The 12593-nt window shown below is 40.9% G+C and carries 6 protein-coding genes; 1 reads left to right on the forward strand and 5 read right to left on the reverse strand.

Annotated elements, in window-relative coordinates; all coding sequences use genetic code 11:
- Positions 1-11: 11 nt before the first annotated feature.
- The 5 genes from DBR40_RS08690 to DBR40_RS08710 form a co-directional block, all read right to left on the reverse strand.
- Positions 12-929 carry a dihydrodipicolinate synthase family protein gene (locus DBR40_RS08690; protein WP_124559344.1) on the reverse strand — a complete coding sequence of 306 codons (918 nt, stop codon included), beginning with the start codon at positions 927-929 and terminating at the stop codon, positions 12-14.
- A gap of 303 nt (positions 930-1232) precedes the next feature.
- Positions 1233-2909 (reverse strand): M1 family metallopeptidase, encoded by a 1677-nt coding sequence (locus DBR40_RS08695; RefSeq protein ID WP_124559345.1) that lies wholly within the window; start codon positions 2907-2909, stop codon positions 1233-1235.
- 87 nt (positions 2910-2996) lie between these two features.
- Entirely contained in the window at positions 2997-4394 is a 1398-nt protein-coding gene (locus DBR40_RS08700) for an aminopeptidase P family protein (protein WP_124559346.1), read from the reverse strand.
- Positions 4395-4911: 517 nt separating this feature from the next.
- Entirely contained in the window at positions 4912-7674 is a 2763-nt protein-coding gene (locus DBR40_RS08705) for a DUF5695 domain-containing protein (protein WP_199748304.1), read from the reverse strand.
- Positions 7675-7931: 257 nt separating this feature from the next.
- Complete coding sequence (locus DBR40_RS08710; RefSeq protein WP_233603837.1) at positions 7932-9683, reverse strand: M24B family metallopeptidase; 1752 nt, start codon at positions 9681-9683, stop codon at positions 7932-7934.
- 669 nt (positions 9684-10352) lie between these two features.
- Here DBR40_RS08710 and DBR40_RS08715 point away from each other — a divergent pair.
- Positions 10353-12539 carry an alpha-galactosidase gene (locus DBR40_RS08715; RefSeq protein WP_124559347.1) on the forward strand — a complete coding sequence of 729 codons (2187 nt, stop codon included), beginning with the start codon at positions 10353-10355 and terminating at the stop codon, positions 12537-12539.
- Positions 12540-12593 lie beyond the last annotated feature (54 nt).

A 12593-nucleotide genomic window follows, 5' to 3' on the forward strand; every position in this document is an offset into this window, starting at 1 on the left:
GGTTATTAAAACTATTTGCCCCAGCTACCTGTAGGTAATACCGGACGAACAGCTAATGCGTCGTTAATAATTTTAAGTACTTTTTCTCTTTCTGCACCGCTGATTGGTAAACGTGGCGCCCTAACGGCTTCAGTTCCCAATCCGGTAGCCACTTCGGCCAGTTTAATATATTGTACCAGTTTAGCGTGAATATCCAGCTCAAGTACAGGTAAAAACCAACGGTAAATGGTTAAGGCTTCGGCAATGCGGTTTTCTTTAATTAACCTGAAAATTGCAACTGTTTCTCTCGGAAAAGCATCAACCAAACCAGCAACCCAACCGTGTGCCCCCATTACAATACTCTCCATTGCAAGTGGATCTACTCCGGTAAAAATTTTAAAGCGATCGCCAAAACGGTTAATTAAACGGGTTACGTTAGATACATCTCTGGTCGATTCTTTAATCGCCTGGATATTATCGTATTTGGTTAACACCTCAAACATATCCAGGGTTACTTCAATTTTATAATCAACCGGGTTGTTATAAATCATAATTGGAAGGCTGGTGCTTTCGGCTATGGCGCCAAAAAAAGCTAAAGTTTCATCGGGAGCAGCATTGTAGCGCATTGGCGGCAACAACATTAAACCTTGTGCACCCAGCGATTCGGCTTTTTTAGCCACTTCAATTGCTTTTTTAGTGGTAGCCTCGGCAATGTTCAATAAAACAGGCACACGACCGTTTACCAATGTTAAGGTATGCGATAACAATCCGAATTTCTCTTCATCGCTCAATACACTGGCTTCGCCAAGCGATCCGCCTAAAATAATTCCTTCAGCACCTGCTTCTAATTGTGCTTCAATATTTAAATCGAAGGCAGGAAAATCTAATTCGTCGTTTGCTGTGAATTTTGTAGTTACAGCTGGGAAAACCCCTGTCCATTTGATACTCATTGTACTATTATGTTTTTAATAATTAAGATTTAAAAAATTAGCGGTTGTCTGTAAACTTCATAGGTTAAAATCGCTAAACATTGGTTAACGTTAATAATTAACCCATTAAACAACATTCAAAGGTACTGGATCGTGCTGCCCCCGTATTATTGGATATTAACCAATATTGGCTATAAATATGCAATTTGGATCAGTCGAGGGAGCAGGAACAAATGGAAGCGTATCATCAAAACCGGATGATACAAAAAATGGTATCCTTTTTTAAGGATACCATTAAATCTTAACTGCGGATGTTTTTAAATTTTACTTCGTGTTTTTTACATCGAGGTAATACATAAATTCGATGCCGGTTTTGGTAAACAACTCCTCCTGGCTTTTAGCCAGCACAACCTGCTGCCAGCTTTGCGAAGGGATAATTTTTAAGGTTTTCACACCTGCTTTGCTTAACGATAAAGGCAGGTTGAAGCCCTTTACACAATTACTATAACGGTAAAAAGCCTTACCATTTTCTACATAATACTCAAAGGTTGGTATTTGTGTAGTGCGCAGGTATTGATCAAAAACCTTGGCATAGTTAAAGCCTGTTTTTTTGGAAATATAGTTTTCTATTTGAGCAGTAGTAACAGTTTTATGGTAAAAGGTTTGGTTAAGTCCACGCAAAACCGACCTGAAAAGGGCATCGTTATTTAAACTGTGTCTGATGGCGTGCAGCATATTGCCTCCTTTAGGGTACATATCGCCACTACCCTGAGCGTTTACACCATAAGCCGGAATGATTGGGCTATCGTTGCGAATGCCTTTTCTAATTCCGAAATTGTATTCGTTACCGGCTTTGTTGCCAAAAATATAATCAACAAACAGGGTTTCGCTGTAGTTCGTAAAGCCTTCGTGTACCCACATATCAGCCAAATCGTTGGTGGTAATGTTGTTGCCAAACCACTCGTGACCACTTTCGTGGATGATGATAAAGTCCCATTTCAGTCCCCAACCATTGCCAGACATATCGCGTCCCATGTAACCAAATTTATAGCGGTTGCCATAAGAAACGGCCGATTGATGCTCCATTCCGGTATGCGAAGCATCGATTAACTGGTAGCCATCTTCGTAAAAGGGATAAGGGCCAAACCAGTGCTCCATACTCTTCATCATTTTATGTACCTGATCGGGCATGTAAGTTTTGGCTTTGGGATAATTGTAATCGAGCACCCAGTAATTTACATCAAGCGCACCTTTTTCGCCGGCATATTTTTCTTTAAAATTAACATACTTGCCAATGTAGGGGATAATGCAATAATTGCTGATTGGATTCTGCACGTTATACTTGTAAGTTGCAGTACCATTGCCATTATTCTTTTTAAATACCAAACGGCCATTCCCTACTGCCACAAGCGTATCTGGCACTGTCATGGCTAAAGAAGCACCGCGATCGGGTTCATCGCTCTGGTGGTCTTTATTGGGGTACCAAACCGAAGCGCCCAGGCCCTGGCAGGCGACTGTCATCCATGGCCGCGAAAGCGAATCGGTTGTAAAAATAAAACCGCCATCCCAGGGTGCCCGTTTAGCCTGATGTACCTTGCCATGATAAAATAACTCCACATTGTTGAGCACCGATAATTTTTGCGCAGGAACATGTACATACCAAACGCTTCCGGTATGCTCAAATTTTAGCTGTGCTTTTCCGTTATACAAAACACTGTCAATAATTAAAGGCTCCTGCAAATCGATCTGCATACGCGTTTTACCATTGTTAGGCTTTACTACCTTGTACACAATTTTATTCGAACCGGTAATGCTTTTGTCGTTATAATCGGGCGTAACCGAAAGCTCATAGCGTTGCACATCCCACCAGGTACGTTCTGCATTTAAACTGCCCCGTAAAGTATCGGCCAGTGTGTAAACCTTTTTAGGCGTTTGTGCAAAAAGCAGGGTAGTAAAACAGGCAAAAAGCACTGTTAAATAACAAAATGTTTTTTTTTTCATATCATTTACCGGCATCAGCCAATTTATTTTGAGAAGCGATTGCAGTGTTTCATCGGTTAGTCCGGCCCTGCTATCTCTCCTGCTTTGTTAGTAAGCTTCACTTCTCAGTGCTTCTACTTCATCAGTGGTAATGGCCAGATGTTTGCCCAGCATGTTACTCCCGTTATCGGTAATCAGGAAATCATCTTCAACCCTAATCCCGCTAAAATGTCTGAACTGCTCCAACTTATTGTAATTAATGTATTCACTAAACTGATTTTCGGCTTTCCAGCGATCTATCAACTCTGGAATAATGTACACACCAGGCTCTACCGTTAATACATAACCGGTTTCGAGTGCTTTACCTAACCTTAGCGATTTTAAGCCAAATTGTGTGGTGTTTTTAAGCAAATCGTCGGTGTATCCCACATATTGTTCGCCCAGGTCTTCCATATCGTGTACATCGAGTCCCATCATGTGACCTGTTCCGCACTGAAAAAACATCGCATGTGCACCAGCGGCTACAGCATCTTCAACATTTCCTTTCATCAAACCTATATCTTTAAGGCCTTGTGCCAGTGTTCTGCACGAGGTTAAATGCACATCCAAGTACCTTACACCGGGAGCCAGCATGTTTTTCGCATCGGTGTAGGCCTTTAATACCACATCATATACATCTTTTTGCTCGGCGGTAAATTTCTTACCTACTGGAAAGGTACGGGTAAGATCGCCGGCATAACCCAAAGCAGTTTCCACACCCGAATCGTTTAAAACCATTTGGCCATCCTGCAACTGGTTACCGTGAAAATGATTGTGTAAAATTTCGCCACGTACGGTTAAAATAACCGGATAGGCAATATTTCCACCCGTAGCTAACGCAGCACCTTCAATTTTTGCGGCAAGCTCGCGTTCGTACATGCCAGGTCTGGCTTGCTGCATCACCATTAAATGAATATCGGCCGATAAAGCTGCCGCATGGTTTAACTCTGCTATTTCTTCAGTACCTTTAATTGATCGTTGGGCTACAACCGCTTTAATAAAAGTTAATGATGCCTTTTCTTTTAACTGACCGATTGGAATATTTAACCAATGGCTGAGTTTAATTTTATTTTCGGCACGGTAAGGCGGTAAGAAATGTACCTCCTGTTTTTTTTCTACTGCTTTTTGAAGATAATCATCTAGCTTATCGAGTGGCTTCACTTCGGTTAAACCCGAATCGATGCTTTTTTCTTTCAGGGTTTTCTGCCTGCCCATCCAAACAATATCATCAATACCCATTTCGTTGCCAAACAAAATGGTTTTATCGGTATCGAGGTCGATAACCGCAGCCAGTAAAGGTTCGTTTATACCGAAATAATATAAAAAAGTACTGTCTTGCCTAAAGTGGTAGGCATTGTCTTTATAATTCATCGGGCTATCTTCGTTACCCATAAAGAGTAAAATACCCGAATTTACTTTTGATTTTAGCGCTGCTCTCCGTTGGAGGTAAACTTCCTTTTGAAACATATTTTTTGTTGTTAGGCAAATATCCCAAATGCAATTTTCATTCAAACAACTTAACAATTGAATGGCTAAAATATGGGCGGTATCTGCAAATTATAAGCTAGATTTTGGATGTAAAAATCACAATTAATTTCTTTTAAGCGAAAAATTGCGGCAAAATCTGCACAGCAATGACAAACTATTGGGGTGTTAATTAAGGGGGCGGCTGCAGTTATTGTACAATATTATCCTAAGAATAAATATTTATGTTATAATCAAAAATTTAAACACATAAAATTAAAGTATTGATATAAGTAATTTGAGCATATAAAAAGCATATTTTACCCAGATCGTGGTCAGATATATCAACAATATGGCTGAAAATTAAATTCTTATAATATTGTTTAATAAAAGAATATAATAAGATAGGTCAATTAAAACTACAATTAATCATAACAAGATATTGATTATAAAAACAAAATGAAAAAATAAAGCCCCGTAAACAATTATTTACAGGGCTCCAAGCGTTGAGAAATTGGTATTATTTTTTAATGGTTACTTCCGTAGGTTTATCTTTATTGAGCTGAATTTGATAAGCTCCTCTTTCATTAACCTTATAATCTTTTACGGTATAAACGGTATTATCTTTAGACTTGGCCTGTTGCGCTAACCTAAGCAATGCAGCAGGTGTATAGGTATTGGCTGTATTCAGTTTGAGTTTAATCTCTCCATTCTGTTTATTGTAGGTAACTTCATCTATTGTACCCGCATCGAGTGTAATGTAAAGGCCTGCAGCAGCAATGTACACCGCCGATTTTGCAGCAATGGTTAATTTAATGCTAACCGTTGTACCTGTTTCCTTTAAGTTTCCACCGAAAGCCAGCCAGCCAAATTCGGGGTGTTTGATTACATAAGCCGAAGTATTAACTGCATAACCAAAAAATCCTGATCCATAATCGCCTGTAATACCATCGTTCTTTAAGGTAGAGGGATAAGCATGAAAGGCAGCTGGTGCAAAACCATCCTGTGTAATGTTCGAAATGGTACCCATTAAACCACCGTATCCAGCACGGAGCAGGTAAAAATCATCTGGATTTTTACGGTAATCCATCAGTACCGGTATGGCATTCAGGCCCGATCCGTAATGGTGAATCATGCGTTCTACACGCGTAAGTTTACCGCCATACAAGAAATCCCAGTAACGGCGGGCATTACCATTGTAGGCCCAATGTGGCAACACAGGCATGTAAGCCAGTATGGCATTTAGCGTTACATTGGCCTTATCGGCATAGCCAAAATAGTTAGACCATACGTAAACTTCTTCTTGACCTGTAGAGTCCCAGGGCATTTCACTACCAAAGGGATATTGCAACGAGCGCCAGTGATTGGCACGCTTTTTCATTTCGTTTTCCAGTTTGCTTGCCTCCTCTGTTAAGCCCTCATTTTTAAGGTCGGTTAAGATGAGGTAAAAGATAGTACCTTCCATTTGTCCAAACTGTGCATAGTAAGGTGCAATATTAACCATGGCCATGCCCGTTTCGGCGGCATCAATGAGGTGCTGTTTCCAACTCCCCTCTTCTACCAGTCCGGTGTAATTGCGTGCCAAACGGTACATTACCCAATGCGCAGCAGCCACATGTGGATAGTTGTAAGAGCGGCCAAGGTTATCGGCTTCTTTTTTAGGCCATGCCGACCAGGTTTTAAAGTTTATATTTTCAGCATAGGTGCCTTTGGGCAGTGAATCGGGAGCGTAATAAAACAAACTCTTTTTCACCCCATATTTCTGAGGCCCATCTTTAAGCTGTATATGGCCAAACATTACCGTATCTACAAACTGTTTCAGTTTGGCTACTTCTTCTTTTTCGGGATGCACCAGTTGTTTCATCATGGCGCCCAGCCACGAACCTGCGCCACCCTCATCACTTAAACCTGCAATCCAGGCACGGTTATCCTGCGTTACCTGTTCTTGTTTTTCATAATCGTAGGTAATGGCCGAAGGGCTTCTTTTAAAAATAGGATCGGGCTGATTGAACCATTGTTTGGTGGTTAAAAAATGACCATAACTGGCAATCACCTCATTTTCGGGTTCAATTACTTTATAGTTTATAGTTTGCTCCAGGCCATCTTCGTAAACAACCGATAAGCGCGCTCTTCCCCAGGTATTCGCTTTTACCGAATAGCTTTTCCAGCCATTTTTGGTTACGCCAACAGCTTTTACAGTTAAAGCATTTTCTGGTTGTACGTTAAGCGATTTAATTTTTTTAGCGTAATTGATAAATAATTTGGCGTCTACATCTTTCGGTAGTACATAACCCGGTACCGATATGGCCACTGGCCTTTTATTTTCAATCAGTTTGCTTTCTGTATTTTTTGCGGTACCCGATAAAATAAACTGAAGCGCATAACTTTTACTTTCACCAGGTTTTAAAAACGCACTGCTTGGTTTATTCCATTGTTCGGCATTTTTCCATTCGTTTTCGGCATAGGCTTTACTGTGTACCATCCACTCGTAAAAGCCCTCAAAAGCAATTCCACGGGGAGTACGGTCATCGTTTAGTGGGTTGTATGCTTCGAAAGGGGTATGCCCCACCGGAGCCACAATTAGCGAAGGTGCCTGACCACTTAAGCGGGTTACCTGTAAATAACCGGCATCCTGGCCGATGTAAGGATCGTAAAACACATTTTTGGCATGGGTTTGCTCCAGGGTTCTGCCTTCTAAAATGTTATCAAAAATCATCGGGATACCCAATGCCCCAATTTCTACGGTTTTACTGCTTTTGTTTTTCAGTTCGAAACGAAGCACTAATTTACCCTGCTGCATTTCCCAGCTACGGATAATTTGCAGGGGAATATCGGCAGGGAATGTTGCGGCAAGATCGGCAGCTGAGAGTACATTTTTACCTGCAGCGATACTTTTAACCTCAACTCTTTTGGCTGCAGTGCTATAGCTTGTCCAGGCTTCATTACCAGCGCTTCGCAATTTCAGGTTAATATCGCCCAAATGGTACAAACCATCCGAACTGCGCACTTTTAAACTGTCGCTGGGCACAAAATCGAAACCATCAACCATTTTGGGCTGTAAACCCGCTACCGTTTGCGATGCTTTAACCAGTTTGAGTTTAAACGGTCCTGCATCAAACTGCGAGAAACCTTTTGTTAAACCCAGTGTGGATGGCTTTTTACCTAATGCAATCCATGGAGATTGGGCTAAAGTTACCTGAATGTGTAGTAGAGATAAGGCTAAGCAAAATATTGCTTTAAAAGCTATTACAGCAGATGTTTTTGTTGGTTTTATATTCATCATGATGAAAAAAACGTATTTATGACGTTTTATTCAAAAATATATTTAAAAAAGTAAAGCGCATACCATCTTTAGAAATAGCGCAAAATCGGTAAAGAATTGGTGCATTTATGGCAAGTTAGGCTAAGCCTGTGTTTTATTAAAGTCAGCTAGCAAACTGCACACCATCTAATGCAAAAAAGCAGCGCCCTAAGGTAAATAGGGCGCTGCTTTTCGAATATAAAAGATTATGAATAACTATATCGGCTGGCATTTCTCTTTTAGCCAATTTGCTTCTCCGGCTGTAAGGTGCGGTTGAAGCTGATTAAACACCTTGCTATTATAGTATTTAACCAGCGAAGCTGATCGGCCTCTAAAAGTGCTTTATTTATAATCCGGGTATCGATATAACATAAAGTAAGGGTTTCGAAACTTAGAAAATTGCCAAACGCACTACTGCTGTGGTTAGTACACAACACCAGATTTTCGATCCTTACACCATGTTCGCCTGGTCTATAAATCCCCGGCTCAATGGAGGTTACCATACCCGGTTTAAAGGCTACATCAACATTGGCGGGGCTAATATTCTGAGGTCCTTCGTGTACGTTAAGAAAAAAGCCAATACCGTGGCCTGTTCCATGACCAAAGTTAATGGTATGCTCCCACAAAGGTTTCCGGCAAATTGAATCGATTTGGTAGCCTTTTGTACCCTCCGGAAAAATCAGTTTCGATCCTTCAATCAATCCTTTTAGTACCAGGGTATAATCATCGGCTTGCTGTGCTGAATAATTTGCCATAGGCATTACCCGGGTAATATCGGTTGTACCATATAAGTATTGCCCTCCTGAATCGACCAGGAACAAACCATCTGGCTGTATTTCTAGACTACTTGCCAAACTTACACTATAATGCGGCAAAGCACCATTGGCATTAAAGCCGGCAATGGTATTAAAACTTAAGCCAGCGAAACCAGGCTGCTCGGCCCTGAAAGTCGCCAGTTTCTCTGCTGCCGACCATTCTGTAATCTGCTCCTCCCCTAACCGTTCTTCCATCCATTTAAAAAACCTGGTCATGGCCACCCCATCTTGTACCATAGCCTTGCGGATGTGATTAACCTCAGTTTCGTTCTTTAAACTTTTTAGCTGCGTACTTGGATTGGTCCCCGAAATTACTTTAACGGTAGCAGGTAGCAGTTGATACATTCCAAAACAGTTGCGTTTAAAATCGATAAAAACAGCTGTATTGGGCAACAGCTCTTTTAGTTCCTCAGTGATAGCAGCGTATGGATAAAGTGTTACACTTTGCTGCTTTAAGGTGTTTATATCGCTTTCTGATAGCTTTTCAACATCAATAAAGAGTTTCACTTCATTGGGTGTAATTAAAGCAAAGCTTAAGGCTACAGGATTATAATCAACATCTTTGCCCCTGATATTAAAAAGCCAGGCGATATCATCGAGCGAAGAAATCAAATGGCTATCGGCTCCATTTGTTTCTAACTGTGCCTTTACCTCTGTAAGTTTTGCTGAGATGGATAAACCAGCGTCTTTTTCTTCGATTAGAAAGGCTTTTTCGGTTGGCAAAGCAGGCCTGTTTAACCAAATGGCGCTTAATAAATCGGCATTTACGGTGTTGATTTGATGCTTCCCGAAGTTAGTCTGTATTTCTAAGGCCAGCGATATTGAAATGAGCTGGTAATTGAAAGCAACTGTTGAATTTTTGGGCATAACTTCGGTTAACCACTCAATGTATTCGGGGGTATGTGGTACTTTTAGCTTTACCAATTCGTAACCAGAACCCAATAACTGTGTTTCGGCTTGTGTAAAATACCTCGAATCAGTCCAAAGACCGGCAAAATCTTGTGTAATTACCAAAGTTCCGGCCGAGCCTGTAAAACCGCTCACGAAAGGGATCGCCTTATAATGTGCTGGCAGGTATTCACTGATGTGCGGATCGGCAGCGGTAATGATATAAGCATCTATTTTTTGTTCGGCCATTAAGGTACGCAAGGCCTGCAGTTTTTCTACGAAGGTCATGAGGGGAAAGAATTTTATCGGCCAAATTTAAATATTCTTTTTGACACCGTTTATTTAAACAGCTGCTCCAGATTATTAAATCAGTTCTGATAAATTGAGGTACAGCTTTTATAAATTAAGGTGCAGTTCGAATCAGGCCATAGCCCTGGCCTGAATGAGTCCACACTTTCCCATATCGTCATGCTGAACTTGTTTCAGCATCCCTAATAAGAGTCCCTGAAATAAATTCAGGGTGATGGAATAACGGAGTTTCCCTGATTACATATTCTCTCACCCTGTCGCAAGTTTTATCACTCCAACCCAAGCCCTGACCTGAATGTGCCTTTGTTAAATCAAAAGATCAATCTCTATCCTCCTCTTTCCTCTAATAATCTATAGGGCCACTACGTTGCGCTAATCAGGTTATAAAGGGATTATCAGATGGTATTGTCCTACTTTGATGATGCTGTACCAAATTTTAGCGAAGCAACAAAGATCTTTTGTATAATCGGGTTAAATTATGTTTAGTAATGGTTAATTTCGGTTACTAAACAAAAGTACATTGTTTACATTTTTACCAGCTGATATTTAAGTTTTTCGGGCGCATTGAGGTATGTAGATGCTTAACCTGCCCAAATGCTTATATCTGCTACAGAACCCTACCAAAAAACAGGTTCATTTAAAAGAATTATGAGCAAAAAACAACTCCACCTATTTTTACTATCGATGACACTCTGCGCAAGTACTTATGCCCAAAAAACAATCGAAATTGCTACAAAGCACAACGTACTCATTTTAGAAACAGATCAGGATCAATCATTATTATCGACTTACCTGGGCAAAAAACTGGCCAACAGCGACGAATATCCCGGCATACAAAAGTTAGATAAGTATAAACCCGGATCTGACGACCTCTTCAATAAACGCGAAGCCTACATTGCATCGGGCTCAGTTAACTTACTCGAACCTGCTTTGAGTGTAACCCATGCCGATGGCAATAAATCAACTGTATTAACCTTTAGCGAGGTAAAAACAGAACAGCTTGATCAAAACCGAAAGTTAACGAGTGTGGTACTGAAAGATGCGAAATACAATTTCAGGGTTACCTTAAAATACCTGGCCTACTACAACGAAAATGTAATTGAGCAATGGACCGAAATTACCCATCAGGAGAAAGGCAGTGTGGTGTTAAATAAATATGCTTCGGCAAACCTAACCTTAAGCGGCAAAAAATTCTTCTTAAAAAGCCACTACAGTGGTGCCACACGCGAAATGCGATCGGAAGAGCAGCAGCTTTTACATGGTATTAAAACCATCGATTCGAAGCTGGGAACCCGCACCAATTTACTTCACTCCTCTTCGTTTATGTTGTCAATCGATCAGCCTGCTACCGAAGACCTGGGCGAGGTAATAGCCGGATCGCTGGAATGGACCGGTAATTTTAAACTCGAGTATGAAACTTTCGACGAATATTATGTTCGCGTTACAGCGGGGATCAACAACTTTTCTGCTAATTACACACTTAAATCGGGCGAAAATTTCGTTACTCCACGTTTTGTTTATACCTACGCTAACAATGGGAAAGGCGAAGCCAGCCGTAACCTGCAAAACTGGGCACGCACTTACCAGCTGGCCGATGGTAAAGGCGAACGATCGACCATCTTAAACAACTGGGAAACCACTTACTTCGATTTTAACGACGAGAAATTAAACGACCTGACCAAAGACACCAAAAAACTTGGGGTTGATGTTTTCTTGCTTGATGATGGCTGGTTTGGCAACAAATATCCGCGTAACGGCCCAACATCTGGCCTGGGCGACTGGCAGTACAACAAGCAAAAATTAAAAAATGGCATCAGTACTTTGGGTAAAGAAGCTACCGCAAAAAGTGTAAAATTCGGCATCTGGATTGAGCCCGAAATGGTGAACCCCAAAAGCGAGCTTTACGAAAAACATCCCAACTGGGTTATCAGGCAGCCCGAACGCAAAGAATATTACATGCGCAATCAGCTGGTGTTAGATTTAAGCAATCCAAAAGTTCAGGATTTTGTGTACCAAACGGTCGAAGATCTATTTAAAGAAGTACCCGAGCTGGCCTTTATTAAATGGGATTGCAATTCGCTCATCTACAATGCCCATTCGCCAACTTTAAAAAACCAGGATCATTTTTACCTGGAGTATATCCGCGGGCTGAACAGTGTATTAGAGCGGATCAGAAAAAAATATCCTAAAACCCCAATGATGCTTTGTGCCGGAGGTGGTTCGCGGGTAGATTATGCTGCACTGAAATACTTTACCGAATTTTGGCCTAGCGATAACACCAACCCTTACGACCGTATTTTTATCCAATGGGAATATTCTTATTATTTCCCTTCAATCGCAGTTGATAATCACATCACCGATATGGGTAAACAGCCAATTAAATTTAAAACCGACGTAGCCATGATGGGTAAACTGGGTTACGATGTGCGTGTAAATGAACTGAGTAAAAACGATCTGCTTTTCAGTCAAAACGCAGTGCAAACCTACAACGGTTTTAAAGACATTGTTTGGCATGGACAGCAATACCGCCTGCAGGATCCGTACGAAAATAAAATCGCCTCAATTGCCTATGTTGATGATGCAAAAAACCAGGCGGTAATTTTTAACTATTATGTGGCTACCCTGTTTACCAATGGTGTTATTTTACCCATTAAATTAAAGGGTTTAGACCCTGCCAAAAAATATAAAATCGAAGAAATTAACCTTTATCCCAATACCAAATCGCCTATTGATAAGGATAAAGTATATTCTGGCGATTTTTTAATGAAAGTTGGTTTTAATCCGGAAGTTAACAGCAACAGAACCAGCGTGGTTTTAAAGGTACAGGCACAATAACAATAGCCAGAAACCGGCATTTAGCGCTATATTTACAGCGAATTGTTGATGTAA

This window comes from Pedobacter sp. KBW01 (assembly GCF_003852395.1).
Taxonomy (GTDB): domain Bacteria; phylum Bacteroidota; class Bacteroidia; order Sphingobacteriales; family Sphingobacteriaceae; genus Pedobacter.